Raw genomic sequence first — 18,250 nt, 5'->3', positions numbered from 1 at the left:
CCGTGAAAACCATTAAACAACCAACTAGTTGGTCGGTAGTTGAAAAAAATAAAAGGCGCACCCGAAGGTGCGCGTCATGCTGTGATCAATCCGATACGGTCAATTGGCGAATGGCCGCCCGCGAAATTGATGCGAATACTTCAGGGTCGCCCAATGCCCGCGCGGTCAGCATCGCGCCATGCACGGTCGACATGAAGGCCTGCGCTTCCACCTGGACGCCATCGCGCAACCGGAACCGCCCGGCGGCGACGCCACTTTCCAGCACCGATCCGATCCAGGCAGTCAGTTCGCCGAAATAGGCCCGCACTTCGTCCGCGATCACTTGGGGAAGCATGGGCAGTTCGGCGGCCAGCATGGCGCAAATGCACATGGGCATCGAGCCGTCGCGCAGGCACTTGGCCCAATAATCCGTGTAGGTCGTCAAGCGCACCAACGGGTCCGGGAAGTGTTGGTCCAGCGCCGCCAACCCGTTGCGGGCCTGTTCGCGATGATGGACGACCACGGTATGAACGAGGTCCGACTTGGCTGGGAAATGATGGTGAATGCTGGGTTTGCCGATATGCACCCGTTCGGAGACATCGGCGTAGCTGAACCCATGATAGCCCCCGGCGGCGAGCAGCAGCCGGGTCTGCTCGACGATCTCGACGGCTCTCGGGGAAAGCTCCAAACGCATTGTGAATCCATCCTGGGTGGCAAAAATAGCCTGGCGGCTGTCGGCAGTGCGCAGCGGAAGTCTCGCCGTTGCGCTGGTATGGCAGCCAATCTACTAGTTGGTCGGCTGGAAGTCAAGGCAACCCCGGGGACCTTTGCGGCGGCGCCAAGCGGCACCGCCGGTTACTGTTCAACCCTTGCGAGCCGTCAACCACTGCGCAGGCTGGAGCGCTTTGCCCACGATGCGCACTTCGCCGATGCTGCCGAAAAATCCGTCGGCCCGCGCGCCGTCCCACGAGCCCGCGCCGATGATCCACGGCATGTCTGCCGCCAGCGTCGCCAGGCCAGGGGCGTCGGACGCGTTGCGCAGCACCGGCGCGCCTTCGAGCTTGCCGTGCGCCATTTTTGCCGCCCATCCGAAAAAGTGGGAAGCATAGGAATGCGGAATGACGGGATGATGAATCCCGCCACGCCGGGTCACGGATGGCTGAACGCGCCCTGGACCGCCTTGCAGCGCATGCACAGGCCCGCCTCGTCCGGCACGGACGGCTCGTGTCGCCGGCAGCAGGGGCAAGCGCGCCATACCGTCGGCCGGAAGCACGCCGCCTCGCCTTCGGCCAACGAATCGTCCGCACGCACATCCGCGGCTCCGAGCACGTCCGCGAACGCGCCCAGCCTCTGCGCCATCGTCCGCGATAGTCGGACGTCCACCTGCGGGGCACCCTTGACCCGGCCGTCCTGGCAAGTTTGCACCCAACGGTGCAGCGCGCCCTTGGTCAGAAGCGCTTCGTCGTAGGCCGCCAGGTTGTGGGCGTCATCGTCGGAGGCGGGAAGGTGGACGTCGGCAAGCGTGGCCAGCAACACGCTGTCCGCGTGTTCCGCGCCCGCCGCTTTCAGGTGCTGGAAGACTTCTTCGCAAGAGAAGGCCAGTACCGGCGTCAGCAGGCGCACCAGCGTGCGCACCAGCAAGCCCAGCACATGCTGGACCTGCCGCCGGCGTGGCGCGTCGGGCCGGTCGCAATACAGGGCGTCTTTAACCGCCGGGAAATATTCGCTGGACGCGCTTTCTGCGTAACGCAGCAGGTGGGACACGGCCGCGGCAAAATCATAGCGGTCGGACGCCTGGCACACGTCGGCGCCCAGCTTGCGCAGCAAGGCCACCTGGACCCGGTCCAGCGGATGCGTCAGCGGTGGCGCCGTCCAATCGAAATCCTGCAGGTTCTGCAGGCAGAAACGCATGGTGTTGCGCAGCTTCCGAAAGCGCTCTTTGGTCAGCGCAAGCGCCTCGCCCGAGAACTTCAGTTCCCGCGTGAAGTCCTGCTGCAGCGTCCACAAGCGCAGCACGTCCGGGCTCAGCGTCTTCAGCATCTGGTCCAATGGCTGGTAGTTCTTGCTGGATTTCGAGAACTTCTGGCCCGCGCCGTCCACCACGAATCCGTGGGTGACGACCTGCTTGTAGGGCGCGCCGCCGCCCGTCGCAGCGCAGGTCAGCAGCGACGACTGGAACCAGCCGCGGTGCTGGTCGGAGCCTTCCAGATACACGTCGGCGGTGCGGCCGAAGCGCTGCGTCAACACAAGCTGATGGGTCACGCCGCTATCGAACCATACGTCCAGCGTGCGGCGCGGACCTTCGCTTTGCCAAACTTCAACGCCTTCCGTGGCGACGCGCGCGGCCAGGCGCACATCGTCGGGGTTGGCCGGATCCACCAGGGGCGTGCCCCACAGCCGGTTGCGCGATACGCACCAGGCCCCGCGGCTGGCCAGCATGCTAGTCAGCCGTTCGCGGCCGGAGGCGGGCACGAATTGCACATCCTCCAGCGCGCGCACGGCGCGCTGCCGGGTCTCGGCCAAATCCAGGAACCACTCTTGCGACGCGCGGAAAAATACCGGCGTCTTGTGGCGCCAACAGTGAGGGTATTCATGTTCCAGCGTGGACAAGGAGACCACCAGGGGTGCGACACGTTCCAGTACGTGGGTCCTGGCTTGCGCCAGATCCATGCCCCCCATGCCCGGCGCGACAAAGCGCCCACGCATGTCCAGGTACTGCTCGACCGCCAGGCCGTATTGCTCGCAGACCCGGAAATCGTCCGTGCCGAAGGCCGGCGCCATATGCACCAGCCCCGTGCCCGCGCGGCTGACGAAGTCCGCCGGCACGACCGGGACGGTATCCCGGGTATAGGGGCTGGTGACCGTCAGGCCCGCAAGGTCGAAGTCGGGCAGATGGTCGTCGCCCGCCTGGCGCAAGCGCACCCGCGTGCGCAGGCCGTCCGCCGCGGCAACATAGCTCAGGGCTGGGTTGTAGGCGACGGCCTTGTTCGCGGGCAGCGTATACGGCGTCGTGGTCCATACGTCCAGGAACAGGTCCTGCTGGCCCTTGACGGGAAACAGCACGACCAGGCTGTCGCCGGCCTTGGTCTTGTACTCGACCTCGGCTTCCGCCAATGACGAGGCGCACGCCGGACACCAATGCACCGGCCGCAGCCGCGTGACGGCGCCGGGCAGCGTCTGGAACAGCTTCGCCGCGCCGGCCTCGAAGGCGGGGGCCATGGTCAGATAGGGCTGGTCCCAATCGGCGGCCACGCCCAGTTCCCGGAATTGGGCGGTCTGCAGGTCCACTTGCGAGCGGGCGTAGGACCGGCATGCCGCCACGAAAGCCGGCGCGTCGTCCTTGCCGTGGCCCAGGCGCTCGACCTCCAGTTCAACGGGCAGGCCGTGGCAGTCGAAGCCGGGGACATACGGCGCGAAATAGCCCTGCAGCCGCTTGAACTTGACCACCGAGTCCTTCAGGCCTTTGTTGACGGCGTGGCCCAGATGCAAAGCGCCATTGGCGTAAGGCGGACCGTCGTGCAACAGGAAGAGCGGGCGGGCGCCTTGCGTGCGATGCAGGCTATCCACGACCGGCGGGCTGGACCAGCGTTGCAGAGTTTCGTTTTTTTCGGCGTGCAGGGTGGTCAGCGGGAATTCATGCTTGAAAAGATTCAGCGTGTACATTTTTTCGAGTCCAGAAATGCAAAAAGGGCAGCGTTTTGAACGCTGCCCTTTGGAAGGCGAGGTGCGAAGGTGGGGCTTAGCTGCCCAACGTAATTCGCCCCCGGCGCCCAATGGCAGCGGAGGAGCGAATAATCACGATCGACAGGAATCTGGACACGGGTATGGGCTGATGGCGTGTTGACGTTGTGGATTGACTCTATCACAGCACCAGGACCGGAAACAATCGCAACAATAGTTTTCGCCGCTGTTTCGGTGGCGAGTGCAGGGACGGCGGGGCCGGGCGCGGGCGGGGTGTGGTGGGAACCCGCACCATTGCTGATGGTTCGGCCCCAAGGGAGGGGCAGGCGGTGGCGCGTAGCCGGCCGCAGTGTGCGCAGTCGCGTGTCGCGCCATGTTTCAAGCCTCCAAGCGGGCATTGCGGTGCGGTACCGGCTCGGTAGTATGCGCGCTCAATGATCTGATTCAGCCTCATTTAAGGACCGATCCATGACTTTGCCGCGACCGCGACTTGCCCTGTCCGCCCTGGCCCTTTCGATTGCCCTGTCGGGCTGCGCGTCGCCTTCGCTATCGAGCGACGAGGGCACCCGGGACGATCCGCGCTATTCGCAGCTGCTGGACCTGATCGACGAAGCGCTGAAGTCGGACATGGCCGTGGTGCTGGTGGCCGACTTGACGCCCCATCCCACGCTGGGCGATGCGTTGGCCATGACGAAGTACACCACGCGTGTGATCTGGATGAACGAAGCCGCGCCGCAGGTGACCTTCAGCCGCAGCTTCCAGACCAATTCGCTGCAGAACGATACCAAGATGCCCCATCTGTTCAAATCGTTCGAGGTGCATATCCTGCCGCCTGGCAAGTACCTGCTGACGGGCGGCGACGATTACAAGCTGAATGCGCTGCTGGACGGCGTGGGCGCGCAGAAAGGCCCGGTTGGATCGGGCCGTGGCGCTAACGGCACGTCTTATTTGTCGCCCGAACTCTATCGCGAGTTCTACAAGCAGACCACATGGCAAGATGCCAGCTATGGCACGCAGACCAAGACGCGCACGGTCTGCACCGCCGTGCACGCGGCCTCGGGCGCCTGCGTGAGCTGGGGCGAGCAGCAATACAGCGACACCACGCAGACCTCGGCGGCGGGCTACCGCGAAGATACGAAGTATCGCGACATCCCCGCGATCAAGGTGCAGTCGCGCATTCCGCCCAAGCAGGCGCTGGCAAGCTTCACGCTCAAAAGCGGCCAGCTGGTGCTGAGCCAGCGCATGCACTTGAAGACGCCCGCTTACCAGTACAAGCAGTCGGCTTGCCGCGCGGTCGATCCCAAGATGATCGAATGCCCGCTCGAAGACTTGACGGTCTATACCCGGCCGGCGCCCATGGAGTTTTCGAAGAAGCTCATTGCGCAGCGTAAGAACGTCAGCGCGGAACACCAGCAGTTGCTGTCCAAGCTGGAACCGATGCAGATCACGACGCTGGGCAAGCAGGGCATGGAAGATCCGGTCTGGGGCGTTCCTGTGTCGATGCGCAAGGGCAAGTGAGCGGCCCTGGCGACGGCGATCCGCGCAAACGCTGGCGCGACCAGCAGCGTGCGCAGCGGCTGGAGCAGGCCGGCGAACAGCGCGCCGCGCTTGATACCCAGGCGGCCGGGCAGCAGGCTTGGACGGAACGCGCCAGGCTGGCGCCCGCTGTGGCCAGCGTGGCGTGGCAGGGCCTGACGCTGCGGGTGTTGAACCTGGCGCACGCCCAGGCTCTGCTGGGACGGATCCGCGATACCGACAATGGCGCGTATTACGCGTTGCTGGATGAGGACGCGGCGGCGCGGCTGCCCGGCACCGAAGGGCAGCAATGGGTGTTTCTGGTGGCGGATGATCCGGTGAGGGCAAAGGCGTTGGCGCTGCCGGCGCAACTGCCCGGTCACCCGGAGCTGCGGGTGGCGGGCTGGGTATTCACAGCGGGCCTGGCCGCCGATACGCTGCGGGTGGGCGTAGCCGCGGACAGGCATACGAGCGATACGGGCACGAATGGCGAGACCGGCGCACTGGAGGCCGATCCTGAATCCGGCACGATGCTTGCCGTGCTGGGTCCGGCGCGGATCGGCCTGTTGATGTTGCCCGCAGGCCGGCACGCATTCACCGAGGGCCTGGACGCCACGGCGATGTTGTGCCGGCACTACCGTTGCCAGGTGCTGGTGCGCGGCGGCTTGCGCGCCGGATGCGTGATCGCCGCGGGCAATGACGTGTACTGCACCGACGCGCCGCATGTCGACCTGCTTGCCACCGACGACGCCGATCCCAATCGCAGCCGCGTCATGTCGCGCCACGGCCGCAGCTATCGGTTCCATCCGCCTACGCATGGGATCGAGGACATCGTGGCGCCGCGCTGGTTGCGGCGCGATGCGCGCGGTGCCGCCCGGCTGGCCCCGCATCTTGCGGACCTTGCCGACGCGCAGGCGTTGCTGCGGCCGCGCGGGGAGGTCGATGGCGCATACAGCGGCTATCCTGGTGAACTCGAACGCGCCATGGATCGCTTGTCGGCCTTGTTGCGCACGGCGGGGCCGGCGCAGTTGTCGGTGCGCCTTGGGCCTGGTTCAGCGAACCATGCCCGGTATTCCGAAAGCCCGGAGGGCGCGCGCGAGCTGGTGCGGCAGATCGATCATTCGGAATACGTGAGCATCAGCGCCACGCAGCCCGTCGCGGGCGGGACGATCGCATTGCGCGTGGCGCATCTGACCGCCCCGGTGCGCGAACGCCATGTGCGCGATGCCAGGCCTGAAAACGATGACGCCGAAGCACGCATGATCAAGCGGGCCTTGCGCGACGCGATCGCCCGCTTGCTGGCGCACTACGATCCGGCGTGAACCTTCAAAGGGGCTGGTGGCTGTAAGCCATCGGCACGCCAATGGTCTTGCCGACGGCATCCGCCAGCTTTTCGGCGCGTTCTTCCGGCATAGCTCCGGGCGTGGCCGGGTAATGCGGCTGCCGGTCGGCCGCGGGCGTCAGACGGCGGATGATCGCCAGCACGTCGGCCGGTTCGGCCGGCTTGCGAAGGTAGGCCGCGTAACCGTCGCAGGTTTCGCTGATTTCATGTTCCGGCCGGCCGCTCAGCACCAGCACGGGCGTGTCGCCCAGATAGGCGTTTTCGCGCATGGCGGTGAGCAGGGCCGCCCCGTTCATGCCCGGCATGGAGAAGTCGGTGACGACAAGATCGGGGCGCACGTCAAGCATCTGTCGAAGCGCGGTCAAGCCATCGGTATGCGTCGTGACGTCATAGCCTTCAATGCTGAGGAACTCGCGCAACATGTCGACCAGCATCGGCTGGTCGTCGACCAATAGTATTTTTTTCATGGGATTCAATGCCACGTACTGCGGCGTTTGTATTTCTGGCCGGGCCGTGGAAAGCCGCATCCTAGGGCATGGGCGGCGTGCACGCGTGTCGCAATTGTATCGGGAGTTGACCGCGGCAGGCCCATGCTTAAATCCGTGTTGATCCGCGCGCCGCATCGCGCGACAACCCTCCTGGAGGCCGACATGCCCATCGATTTTGATGCGATCGAAAAAGCGTTCATGGATACGTTGCGGTCGCAGTCCGCATTCGCGGGCTGGAAGCAGAAGCGCAAGCGTTGCTTGTGGCGTGCGCTGGGCGACGTGGAGCAGGGCGTCGAACTGATCCGCTACAAAGCTTCCTTCGAAAACAGCCAGCGGGTGTCGTTGGCCATGTACGTGTCGGTGCCGCTGCGAGCGGGAGTGGCCGGTGTACGTGCCGACAGAGGTCTGGGACAAGGGCCGCCTGTACCGCCGGACGTATCTGGTGCCCGGGCAAGGTCTGACCAACGAGCCCACCTTTGCCAGCGGCGCAACGCTGGCCATCACGTCGCCGGACGAATTGGCGGCGTGGATCGGGACGCTTCCGAGCGATATCGAGCAGCATGTCGTCGCGTGGTTCAAGCAGTACGAGACGCTGGAAGCCGCCTCCTATGAATACGAGATCCCGCGCTGGCGCCTGGAACAGGCCGGCTTGCTTCCCCGGACACCCGGGCGCTCGGCGTGAGTGGCGCAGAAAGCAATTGAAACCGCTTATACACACCGTATCCCAGCTGGCAAGACTGACACACACCTGAAGTGATAACTTGCTTTCCAGACGAATGACGTCTGATTCAAGCCGTCAGGCACGGCCGCATCGCGGGGGCGGCCCGCTACAGGAGAATAAAGATGGCGATTACGAAGCGACTTGTCCAAGCGGTTCTTGCAGGTGTCCTGGCATTGGGTTTCAGCATGACGGCGCAGGCCGACAAGCAGACCCGCAATACGGTCATCGGCGCCGGGTTGGGCGGCGTGGCCGGCGCGTTGCTGTCGGACGGCGATCCCTGGGCGACCGTGGGAGGCGCCGCTGCCGGCGGCCTGCTGGGCCACGTCATCACTGGGGATGACGACCGGGGAAGACGCCGCCACGATTGGGACCGCGACCGCGGGCGCGACCACTCCTACCGCCGCGCGGGCTATCGGGACCATGACCGGTACCGGGGCCACTCCCGCTCAAATGGGCGCCATCACCGTGATTGACTTTAACCCCCGCCAGGACGATGCCCGGCCCGCCTAGTAGGGCAGCGGGAAGCGCCTGGCCAGGTCGGTCACGCTTGCGCATATGGCGGTTTCCGTGCGATGGCTGATCGCGCCCGCGCGCACGTCGCCAAGCACGGTCAGGATCATGTCGCCGATCGTGTTGAAGGCATCAGGGCCCATGCCCCTGGACGTGCACGCGGCGCTGCCCACGCGGATGCCCGAGGTCACGGTCGGCTTGGCGTCGTCGAACGGTACGGAGTTCTTGTTCAACGTGATGCCGACCCGCTCCAGCGCGTGTTCGGCCGTATTGCCCGCCAGCCCCCATGGCCGCAGGTCAACCACGCCCAGGTGGCAGTCGGTGCCGCCCGACACGATCGACAGTCCGCCTGCCGCAAGTCGGTCGCACAGCGTCTGCGCGTTGCTGACCACGGCCCGCACATAGGTGCGGAACGACGGTTGCAGGGCCTCGCCCAGCGCAACCGCCTTGGCCGCGACGATGTGCATCAGCGGTCCGCCTTGCAGGCCGGGAAACACGGCCGAATCGATCTTCTTCGCGATGTCGCCGTCGTTGCAGAGGATCATCCCGCCGCGTGGCCCGCGCAGCGTCTTGTGCGTCGTGGTCGTCGTGACGTGCGCATGCGGCACCGGCGACGGGTAGACGCCGCCTGCCACCAGCCCGGCGAAGTGCGCCATGTCGGCCATGAAGATCGCACCCACCTCGTCGGCGATGGCGCGGAACCGCGCGAAATCCAGCGTCCGGGAATAGGCCGAACCGCCCGCGACGATTAGTTTGGGCCGCTCTTGCCGGGCGATGCGTTCCACGTCCTCCATGTCCACGCGTTGCGACACGGGGTCCACCCCGTAGCTCAAGGTCTGGAACCACCGGCCCGACAGGTTCACCTTGGCGCCATGCGTCAGGTGCCCGCCGGCCTTCAGGTCCAGGCCCAGGATCTTGTCGCCGGGGGTCAGCAGGGCCAGATAGACGGCCTGGTTCGCCTGGCTGCCCGAATGGGGCTGCACGTTGACGTGGGCGGCGCCGAAAAGCAGCTTCGCCCGCGCGATCGCGATGTCTTCCGCAACATCGACGTTCATGCAGCCGCCGTAGTAGCGGCGGCCCGGGTAGCCTTCGGCGTACTTGTTTGTCAGCACCGAACCTTGTGTGTCGAGCACCGCGCGGCTGGCGAAGTTCTCCGACGCGATGAGTTCGATGGAATGCATCTGCCGGTGCCGTTCGGCGTCGATGGCCGCCCAGATGTCGCGGTCGGCCAGGGGCAAGGCAAGGGCGCTGACGACGGGCAGCGGGCCGTCGGAGGGAGCAAGGTTCGTCATGGTGGAAGCGTGGGGGTCGAAGAAAGCGGGCGGTCAGGCGCCGGCCCGCGGCCAAAACGTAAGTCTAGGATTGGAGTGGCATAGGCATTCATGCCACATTCGACGCCCCGAGCAGACCACTTTCCCCACCCGCCCACGCGGGACCGGCGGCTGCTTGCGTCAGGGGTAGAACAAGAGAAATCCGTAAGTGATGAACAACGCCAAGTGCATGGCGCCTTGCACGACGGATGTGCGCTGGCCGTTGAACGACAGCATGCCGAGCAACACCGTCAGCGCCAGCAGCACCGTTTCCAGCGCGGATATCCCCATGATGACTTGCTTACCGGTCACGAGCCCGATGACAAGCACGGCCGGGACCGTCAGGCCGACGGTAGAGACGAACGCGCCCAGGCAGAGATTGATGGCGCGCTGCATTTCATTGTTCAGGGCGGCCTTGACGGCGGTCAGGGATTCCGGCGTGAAGACAATGATGGCGATCAGCACGCCGCCGACCGCCACGGGCGCGCCAGCGGTCGCCACGCCATAGTCGATGACGATGGCAAGATGGTGCGCCAGCAGCACGATCGGAATGATCATGCCAAGCAGCAGCAGGCTGCTGCGCAGGATGGTGGACCGGTCGCCGGGGCCGGCGGTCTTGTCCGGGGCCGCTGCGCTGGCATTTCCAGGACGCGCGGCCACGGCCATCATGCCGGAAGGCGGTTGGATGAAGAGCCGGCTTTCACTGCGCATCTGCAGCAGCAGGAATACCGCGTACAGCGTGGCGGTGACGGCCGCGATCGTCCAGGCCTGCAGCGGCGCGAATTCGCCCGCGCCCGACAGGTGGTTGGGCAAGACGAGGGCGGTGCCCGTCAGCAGCACGATCATCGACAGGTACGCGTTGGCGCCTTGGGCGTTGAACTCCTGCTCGCCATGTTTCAAGCCGCCCATGATCAGGCAGATGCCCATGACGAGGTTCACGATGATCATCATCACGGCGAAGATCGAGTCGCGGCCGATGGTGGGGAATTCGCCCGGCCCAAGCAGCACCGACGCGATAAGGATCACCTCGATCGAGACGATGGAAAGCGTGAGGATCAGCGTGCCGTAGGGTTCGCCCAGCTTGTGGGCCAGAAGGTCCGCTTCGTGGACCACGCCGAAAGAGGCGGCGACGATGGTGAAGAAGAGCACCGCGAAGCAGGCGATCGCGGCGGTCGGGGTCAGCGGTTCGGCGAGCCATGTACCGCCGTAGACCGTAAAGGCTATGACGACGAGCCAGGCCCAGCCGAGCTTCAACCAGGTGGTTTTGGGAATGCCATTGACGCGCATCGCTGTTCTTTCCATGAAAGATAAGCGGGGTCGTCCCCGGTGAAGACACGCGCCGGTCAGGTCGTCCTGGCCTGCGGGAGCCGCGGTGGCTCGGTCGCTGGAATTCTACCCGATCGGGCAACCCGCCCTGTCGCTGATCCCGTTGGACAGCTTCTGCCGAAAGCCGTAATACGCTTGGACCATGCTGTGTCCGGTTACGTGCACCGGTGCCTTCCCTTTGTCCAGCAGCGGCAGCGATTCGGCCGCATAGCGCACGGTGAAGGTCCCGCGGCCGATGGATGAGCGCATCGACGCCGGCCTCTTTCAAGGAGCCGAGGATTGTGTCGTACCGCCCAATGGCCAGAAGGCGTCCGCGGCAGGTGTTGTGAAGGGGGTAGAGCAAGGATTTAATGGTGACGCCATGGGAGGATGGCAAAACGGTCCGTGACGAGCCTTTCCGCCGTCGCGCTAGGGTCTGGCCGCGCCCAATCGCCGCGCTTCCGCCAGCAGCTCCAATCTGAACGCATCCAGAACCTCGTTCTCGCTGGATATGACCTTGCGCGCGATGAGAGACAGCGGGGCAAGCGGCGGGTTGAACTCCATGGGTAGTTCCGACAGATAGCCCTCCGCGATCTCTTCTCTTGCCTGCTGCCACCGCATGATGCCCAGGCAGTCGGGATTAGACCGGATAAGCCAGCGCATCGTGATCGGCGACGTGACCTCCACTTCGGCATGCGGAGGGCGAAGCTTATTGCTCAGGAACGCGTGGATGAAGGCGGACCTCATCAATGTGCCGTGGACCGGCAGCATCCACCTTTCGTTCTGCACCTGCTTCCATTTGATCTTCTTGAGCGCGCGCAGCTTGTGGTCCGGTGCCGCCATCACGCAGATGCGGTCTTCTGCAAGGACTTCAAAGGACAGCGTGTCCAGTTCGGATTCGGAAAGCGCTTCAATGGGCAGCGTTCCCACGATGCAATCGAGTTCTCCCGCCAGTAACAGGGGCAGCAATTCGCGGGGGGATCCTTCGCGAATGCGGGTCATCATGCCCGGACGCTTCGCATGGAATGCGGTCAGACCATTCGCCATCAGCGCGACGGTGGAAAACGTTCCGACCCGCAAGAGCCCTACGCTGCCTTCCTGGATCGTTTCCATGCGCTCGCTGATCGCGGCAAGATCGTTCAGCACCAGCCGGGCCCCCTGGATGGCGGTCAGGCCTTGAGCCAATGGCGTGATGCCCTGTTTGCTGCGGGCGAACAGCACCATTCCATAGGCCTGCTCGATGTCGGCCAACATCTTGCTGACCGCCGATTGCGACAGGTTAAGCCGCTGCGCGGCCTCGCTGACCGAAGCGCAAGTGCCCAGTTCATCCAGCAATTCAAGATGCCGCAGACGTAGCCTGCGTACCACTTGCCTGTAGCTGTCAGAGCGCATCGATCTATTCCAAATAGCGGTAACGATGTGGATTCTATTCCGTTTTCATCGATTGACATGCGGGGTAATCTGCCTGGCATTGATCGCGTCGCTGCGTTGCCTCGCCTATTTCCTGAACATCGAGAGTCCCTATGAGAAATGCATATGCACAGCCTCAGCCGGCAAGCGCCAGCACCATTCAAAGCCACGGCCGGTTCCGCAGCGAGCTTGATTTCAGCGACACGACGGCATTCAGCGATGCCGCCCGTGGCTACATCGCGACGATTCCCGATGCGCGCATCATCGGTGCCGACGGCAAAGTGGTCTGGGACCTGGGTCGATACCACTTCCTTGAACAGTCGGACGCCCCGGATACGGTTAACCCTAGCCTATGGCGTCAAGCCAGGCTGAACATGCATCATGGATTGTTCAAGGTAGTCGACGGTATCTATCAGGTGCGCGGCTTCGACCTGGCCAATATCACCTTCATAGAGGGCGAGAAAGGGATCGTGGTCATCGATCCCCTCACGTACGAGGAATCGGCGCGGGCAGCCTTGGATCTGTATTGGCTGCACCGCGGCCACCGACCGGTTGTGGCAGTGATCTATAGCCACAGCCATCGGGATCATTTCGGCGGCGTGCTGGGCGTGACAAGCGTTGAAGACGTGGCTGCAGGCCGCGTGTCTGTCATCGCGCCGACGGGGTTCATGGATGAAGTCGTGTCGGAAATGGTGATGGCTGGCGTTCCGATGCGCCGCAGGGCGGCGTTCCAGTTTGGCCCGTCGTTGATGCCAGGCCCGATGTCGCAAGTGGACAGCGGCTTGGGTAAGAACGCGGGCCAGGGAACCTATTCGATGATTCCGCCAACGATGCTCATCACCGAGACGGTCGAAGAGCATGTCATCGACGGTGTGAAGATTGTCTTTCAGTTGACCCCTGGCACCGAAGCGCCAGCGGAGATGAACTTCTATTTTCCAGGCCACAGGGCCTTGAACCTGGCGGAGAACGCCTGTCATACGATGCACAACCTTTGCCCCTTGCGCGGTGCGAAAACGCGCGACTCGCTGGCATGGTCACGCTACCTTGACGAAGCGCTTGATCTTTATGGCGACAAATCGGACGTGGTCTTCGCCCAGCACCACTGGCCCACCTGGGGCAGTGAACGCGTCGTCGAGTTCATTCGCGTACAGCGTGATCTCTATCGCTTCCTGCACGACCAGACGTTGCGGCTGATGAGTCATGGCCTGACTCCGAGGGAGATCGCGGAACAGCTGATGCTGCCCAATGCGCTCTCCAGGAACTGGAGTGCGCGAGGCTATTACGGCGCCATAGCGCACAACGTCGAGGCTATCTACGCTCACTACCTGGGGCCTTATGACGGCAATCCTGCACACCTTCATCGCCTGCCGCCAGTGGAGCTTGGGAAGAAGGTCGTCGAGTACATGGGAGGCAACGACGCGATCCTGGAGCGCGCACGCGCAGACATGGACGCCGGCCAGTTCCGGTGGGTGGCTGAGGTCATGAATCATGTGGTGTTCGCCGATCCCGGTTGCTGGGCGGCGCGGGAACTTGGTGCCAATGCGATGGAACAGATGGGCTACCAGGCGGAGTCCGCGACGTGGCGGAACGCTTATCTGCTTGGCGCGCTTGAATTGCGGAACGGCGTGGATGCCGCGCCGCCCACGGGCAACACGGTATCGGTCGCAATGATGACGATGCTGCCGATCTCCCGCTTCCTTGACTCGATCGCCATTCGCCTGGACGGACTGGCCATCCAGGCCTTGCAAGGCAGTATTGACTGGTTGACGCCGGATGAGGGGTCCTGCCACCGGCTGGTTGTTTCGAATGGGGCGATGTCACACCTGCCGGGATCCCATGGTGAAAGGGCGGATGCCCGGATCCATGTTCCGCGCAAGCAGCTGTGGTCATTGCTGCAAGGGGAAAAAGGCTTGTATCGCGCGGCAACGGAGGGGCGGATGAAGATCACGGGGAATGTGGATCTGGTCATCGAATTGTTCAGGCACATGGATGATTTCAACCCGATGTTCCACATCCTTGAACCTTGAGCCAGAGCGGCTGGGGCACTCCAGGCCATAAGCCCCTGCATTCACGTGCGGGGACAGAAGACAGGGGAGATGAATACGTGGACAGGAATCGACGTAGCACCGCCAAGCGGCTTCTGGCGTTGGGCGCCGCGATAGCCGGCATGCCGATCTGGGCGCGTGCTGCGGCACCGCCGATAACGTTGCATGTCGGTTTTCCGGCAGGTGGCATTCCCGACATTGTGGCCAGGTCGTTGGCGGAAGGCCTGCAGAAAGCCCTCGGCCGTCCGATCGTGGTATCCAATCGAACCGGAGCGGGCGGGCAGCTCGCGGTGCAGGCGCTGATGAATTCTGCGGCGGACGGTACCCACTTCGCCGTGACGACACCGGCCGCTCTGACGATACGGCCGCATCTCTACAAAACTTTTCCATATAGTGTTTCGAAGGACCTCATGCCCGTTACCGCGGTGTGCGACTACTTCCACGCGCTGGTGATAAGCAACAACGTTCCCGCCACCTCATTGCCGGCCTTTCTTGAATGGTGCAAGGCCAATCCCGATCAGGCCACGATCGGCACGCCCGGCGCCGGCACGTCGCTGCAATTCATCGCTGAAATGCTGACGGCGCAAACGGGGGTGCCATTCCGCATCATTCCGTATAAGGGCGGTCCGGCGTTGACGCAGGCGGTCGTCTCCGGTGAGGTCGCGGCATGCCTGAATATCGTCAGTAACTTCACGGTCTTGAACAAAGCCGGCCGCTTGAAGATCCTGGCGGTATTGGCGCCCAGGCGGTTGGCGGATCTGCCCGATACGCCGACTTTCGAGGAGTTGGGCCTGGGAGCCGCCGTCGGTCAGGCGGAATGGATCGGTGTGGTTGCGAACGCGTCGACGCCAGCAAAAGACGTCGTGGAACTTCATCTGGCGACGCAGAAGGTGCTTGCAACCGAAGCGTTCAAGGAAAGGATCGCACAGTATCAATGCTTGCCCACCCTGATGAGCACGCAGGAATTTGGGAGTGTGATCAAGAAATCTTCGGATTACTGGAGCGCGTATCTTAGGAATTCGGGATTCAGTCTGGATTCTTAGAAGCGGCAAGCTGAGGGGATTTTCCCCCGCGGGCGCCAAGCCGTGAAGGAAGGTCGACGGCTATTTGCCCGGCCGGTGTCGTCGGCGCTAGACTGGCCGTCCTTCCTCCAATTTTCGGCACTGTCGCCATGGCCCTCCACAGCTGGCTCATCTATCTGATCGCCGTCATCGGCCTGTCGATCACGCCCGGCCCCAATACCTTGCTTGCATTGACCCATGGGGCGTTGCATGGCCATCGCAAGGCCTTGTGCACCATTGCCGGCGGCGCGGTGGGCTTCATTGCCCTGATCGCCTTGTCCATGCTGGGCATCAGTGCGCTGCTCAAGGCCTGGGGGCCGGCGCTGACGGTATTGAAATGGGCGGGCGGCGCCTATCTGATCTGGCTGGGCATCCAGTTGTGGCGCGCACCGGGCGTGCAGCTGACGCCGGCGCCCGACATGCCCCGGCCGCGCCGGACCCGCATGTTCAGCCAGGGCCTTTTGTCCGCGATCTCCAATCCCAAGGCGCTGCTCTTCTACGGCGCGTTCCTGCCGCAATTCATCGATCCGTCGCGTAGCCTGTTCACGCAGTTCGTGATCATGGCGGGGACGTTCGCGGTCATCGAATTCCTGGTCGAGTATGTGCTGGCGCGGCTGGCGCATCGCGTGCGGCCTTGGCTGGAGCGTACCGGCCGGCGCTTCAACAAAGTCTGCGGCGGCCTGTTCGCCGCCATGGGCGCCGCGCTGCCGGGTTCCTGACTTACTGCACCGTCGTAGGCGTGGCCGCGCGCGACGACTGCGTGGGCATGCGTTCGCGCGTCAGCGTGCCGGGGTCGCTGGGCGAGGGCCGCACCACGACGGCGTTGTTGGTGCTGTTGGCGCCCAGGTTGGGCAGGTCCACCGGACGGGCGGCCACGGTAGCGAAGGGGCCGCCGCCGGTCGACGGCACGCCGTCCAACGTCAAGGTGCCCGCCCACTTGCCGTCGTGGCGCGACAGCACCTGATACTGCTGCGGAGCGCCGGCGGTGCGCGCCACCACGTAAAGCGTGCCGTCGATGATATGAATCGCGGGCGGCGATGCGGCCAATGCGTCGAGCTTGACCGGCTTGCCATGCTCAACCAGCCATAGCGGCCCGCCCGCGCGTTCCAGCAGCGCCAGGACGACATTGCCTTGCGCATCGGCGCTGATGGCCGGGCGTCCAATGTAGGGCATGCCCATGTCGGCAGCAGCGCTCCAGTCCATGTCGAGGTCGGTGGTGTCGCCGGCTTCCACCAGCTTGGTCAGATGGTTGTCGCCGCGTTGCCGGAAATAAAGTTCGATGCGATCCTCGTGGTTGCGGATCGCCGCCAGGCCGCCCGCGGCTTCGGGCGCCTGGACGCGCCGCCAGCCTTGCCATTCGGGGCGATGGCCTTTGGCGGCCGGCAGTTGGCGCGTGTAGAAAATTTCGCCTGCGCCGGCCGATGCGAACACGACATAGCGCCCGTCGGCGCCGCGCGCGGCGGCGGGGGCGCCGGTGGCGCCGTCCAGCGGCGGCAGGTCTTGCCACGTGCTCCAGCTACCGTCGATGCCGGACGGGGTGATCCAATGCAGCACGCCGTCATAGCCCAGCGCCACGGCGGCGGCTTCGCCGCGCGGCGCGACGGCCGGTATCTGCGTCACGCGCAGGCCACCCAGCGCTTGCCACCCTTGCCAGGTGCCATCGTGGCGCTGCTTGTTCGCCCACACGCCGCCCAGCGGATCGCGCGCCATCAAGCCGGCTGTGCCGTCGGCGTGGGAGAACGAGACCAGCGGCCCGCTGGTGCGGCCGCCCAGGCTCTGCCAGCGGCGCTGGCTGGAGTCCCAGCGGTTGACGGCGGCATTGGTTTCGCCGGCGGCGAACACCACCAGGCCGCCGCGCCCGTCCGGGTACAACTGCGGCGCGATGTCCTGACGTGACACGTAGTAGGCGCGCTGCACCCAGGCGGCGGCGGGGCCGGCGGGCTCTTTGCAACCCGTCGGGCCGGCGCAATAGTGATAGTCGTTCCAGGCGTAGTGCTGGAAGATCACCGACTTGCTGGCGATTTCTGTTTCGGCCAGATTGGTGGCGCGTTCCTGGCTGGGGTAGTCGATGTAGCCGGTTTCGGCGTAGTTGCCCGGCACGCGCAGCATGGCTTCGCGCACCAGCCGCGCGCTGGCGATGTGGTCCGGGTGTCCGTGGCCGGCGCAGCGCCAGCAAAGCTGCGTGTAGGGCACGACCATCGTGTCGTCCAGATGGCGCACGGTCGTCGGCTTGTACTGGCGGATCAGATCCGCCAAGGTGTCGATCAGTTGTTCGCGCGTGTAGACCTGGGGGTAGGGGCCTAGCGTGTCGGCACTTTGCCCGGGTTCGGATTCGGTGCGGCTCAGCGGCGTCAGGCTGCCCCAGCCCTTGCCCAGCCAGGGGTCTTTCAGGCGCATGTGCCACAGCTGCACGCGCGGATTGTCCTGCAAGGTAAAGCGCGCGATGCTGCGTCCGCCCGCCGTGCCGGCGTCTTCCTTCCACTGGTCGGGCTTGTGCGCCATGTAGGCGTAGGCGGCGCGGATGCCGCGCTCGCGGCCCAGCATGTAGCCGTCGCCTTCGCCGGCATCGCTGGCGGTCAGGTAGACCACCCGCACGCAGCCGCCCGCCTCGATATTCGAGGCGATGTCCGGGTTCATGAACAGCAGATCGTCATCCATGTGGGCCACGAAGGCCAAGTCCTTGATGCCGTGGCATTGCGCAAGCGTTGGCGGGGCGGCCAACGCCGAGGCGGAGACGAAAAGGGTGACTGCGCAGAATAGCGCCCGGCAGACGGGGCGCGTAAAGGCCATCAAAGCTGGCATAGAGAGGCGTCGCTTAAGGTGCGGCGCGGCAATGTGTTTTTGGTGAAACGAGTATAGCGGGCAGGTGTTTCGCGCCGTCGA

At 64.5% G+C, this 18,250-nt stretch carries 15 protein-coding genes and 1 pseudogene; 7 read left to right on the top strand and 9 right to left on the bottom strand.

The window, feature by feature from the left end; translation table 11 throughout:
* Positions 1 to 85 precede the first annotated feature (85 nt).
* The 3 genes and pseudogenes from A9973_RS11295 to A9973_RS11285 form a co-directional block, all read right to left on the bottom strand.
* Positions 86 to 673 carry a TetR/AcrR family transcriptional regulator gene (locus A9973_RS11295; RefSeq protein ID WP_183013876.1) on the bottom strand — a complete coding sequence of 196 codons (588 nt, stop codon included), beginning with the start codon at positions 671 to 673 and terminating at the stop codon, positions 86 to 88.
* Positions 674 to 841: 168 nt separating this feature from the next.
* A pseudogene (locus A9973_RS11290) lies at positions 842 to 1,039 on the bottom strand (modulator protein); the annotation flags it as partial.
* A gap of 89 nt (positions 1,040 to 1,128) precedes the next feature.
* Positions 1,129 to 3,642, bottom strand: a complete 2,514-nt coding sequence (locus A9973_RS11285; protein WP_183013875.1) for a class I tRNA ligase family protein — start codon at positions 3,640 to 3,642, stop codon at positions 1,129 to 1,131.
* Between the two features lie 486 nt (positions 3,643 to 4,128).
* Here A9973_RS11285 and A9973_RS11280 point away from each other — a divergent pair, with 486 nt between their 5' ends.
* Together A9973_RS11280 and A9973_RS11275 are read left to right on the top strand one after the other, a co-directional pair.
* Positions 4,129 to 5,178, top strand: coding sequence for a hypothetical protein (locus A9973_RS11280; RefSeq protein ID WP_183013874.1), 1,050 nt, complete (start codon positions 4,129 to 4,131; stop codon positions 5,176 to 5,178).
* Positions 5,175 to 6,497 carry a hypothetical protein gene (locus A9973_RS11275; RefSeq protein ID WP_183013873.1) on the top strand — a complete coding sequence of 441 codons (1,323 nt, stop codon included), beginning with the start codon at positions 5,175 to 5,177 and terminating at the stop codon, positions 6,495 to 6,497. The genes A9973_RS11280 and A9973_RS11275 overlap by 4 nt, the downstream gene beginning before the upstream one ends.
* 4 nt (positions 6,498 to 6,501) lie before the next feature.
* On the opposite strand, the gene A9973_RS11270 is transcribed toward A9973_RS11275, so the two are convergent.
* On the bottom strand, positions 6,502 to 6,984 hold the full coding sequence (locus A9973_RS11270; RefSeq protein ID WP_255469124.1) for a response regulator: 483 nt from the start codon (positions 6,982 to 6,984) through the stop codon (positions 6,502 to 6,504).
* Between the two features lie 406 nt (positions 6,985 to 7,390).
* Between A9973_RS11270 and A9973_RS31125 the strand changes: the two genes are divergently transcribed.
* Positions 7,391 to 7,687 (top strand): hypothetical protein, encoded by a 297-nt coding sequence (locus A9973_RS31125; protein ID WP_255469123.1) that lies wholly within the window; start codon positions 7,391 to 7,393, stop codon positions 7,685 to 7,687.
* A gap of 161 nt (positions 7,688 to 7,848) precedes the next feature.
* Positions 7,849 to 8,199: a glycine zipper 2TM domain-containing protein gene (locus A9973_RS11260; protein WP_183013872.1), complete on the top strand. Its 351-nt coding sequence runs from the start codon at positions 7,849 to 7,851 to the stop codon at positions 8,197 to 8,199.
* A 33-nt stretch (positions 8,200 to 8,232) separates the two neighbouring features.
* Here A9973_RS11260 and A9973_RS11255 read toward each other — a convergent pair whose 3' ends face one another.
* The 4 genes from A9973_RS11255 to A9973_RS11240 form a co-directional block, all read right to left on the bottom strand.
* Positions 8,233 to 9,528: a serine hydroxymethyltransferase gene (locus A9973_RS11255; RefSeq protein ID WP_183013871.1), complete on the bottom strand. Its 1,296-nt coding sequence runs from the start codon at positions 9,526 to 9,528 to the stop codon at positions 8,233 to 8,235.
* 159 nt (positions 9,529 to 9,687) lie between these two features.
* The gene (locus A9973_RS11250) at positions 9,688 to 10,833 is read right to left on the bottom strand and encodes a calcium:proton antiporter (RefSeq protein WP_183013870.1); all 1,146 of its coding nucleotides are present in this window, start codon (positions 10,831 to 10,833) and stop codon (positions 9,688 to 9,690) included.
* 105 nt (positions 10,834 to 10,938) lie between these two features.
* Positions 10,939 to 11,121, bottom strand: coding sequence for a hypothetical protein (locus A9973_RS11245; protein WP_183013869.1), 183 nt, complete (start codon positions 11,119 to 11,121; stop codon positions 10,939 to 10,941).
* A 159-nt stretch (positions 11,122 to 11,280) separates the two neighbouring features.
* Positions 11,281 to 12,243, bottom strand: a complete 963-nt coding sequence (locus A9973_RS11240; protein WP_183013868.1) for a LysR family transcriptional regulator — start codon at positions 12,241 to 12,243, stop codon at positions 11,281 to 11,283.
* Positions 12,244 to 12,374: 131 nt separating this feature from the next.
* Between A9973_RS11240 and A9973_RS11235 the strand changes: the two genes are divergently transcribed.
* From A9973_RS11235 to A9973_RS11225, 3 genes are all read left to right on the top strand, one after another.
* The gene (locus A9973_RS11235) at positions 12,375 to 14,288 is read left to right on the top strand and encodes an alkyl/aryl-sulfatase (RefSeq protein WP_183013867.1); all 1,914 of its coding nucleotides are present in this window, start codon (positions 12,375 to 12,377) and stop codon (positions 14,286 to 14,288) included.
* A 77-nt stretch (positions 14,289 to 14,365) separates the two neighbouring features.
* Entirely contained in the window at positions 14,366 to 15,349 is a 984-nt protein-coding gene (locus A9973_RS11230) for a tripartite tricarboxylate transporter substrate-binding protein (RefSeq protein WP_183013866.1), read from the top strand.
* Between the two features lie 128 nt (positions 15,350 to 15,477).
* A complete protein-coding gene (locus tag A9973_RS11225; protein WP_183013865.1) occupies positions 15,478 to 16,086 on the top strand; it encodes a LysE family translocator in 609 nt (202 codons plus the stop codon).
* A 1-nt stretch (position 16,087) separates the two neighbouring features.
* Here A9973_RS11225 and A9973_RS11220 read toward each other — a convergent pair whose 3' ends face one another.
* Positions 16,088 to 18,157: a PIG-L family deacetylase gene (locus A9973_RS11220; protein ID WP_255469122.1), complete on the bottom strand. Its 2,070-nt coding sequence runs from the start codon at positions 18,155 to 18,157 to the stop codon at positions 16,088 to 16,090.
* Between the last annotated feature and the right edge of the window lie 93 nt (positions 18,158 to 18,250).

Source organism: Achromobacter sp. UMC46 (genome assembly GCF_014170335.1).
In the GTDB taxonomy this organism is placed as follows: domain Bacteria; phylum Pseudomonadota; class Gammaproteobacteria; order Burkholderiales; family Burkholderiaceae_B; genus Achromobacter.
This window is presented reverse-complemented; position numbering and strand designations above follow the sequence as displayed.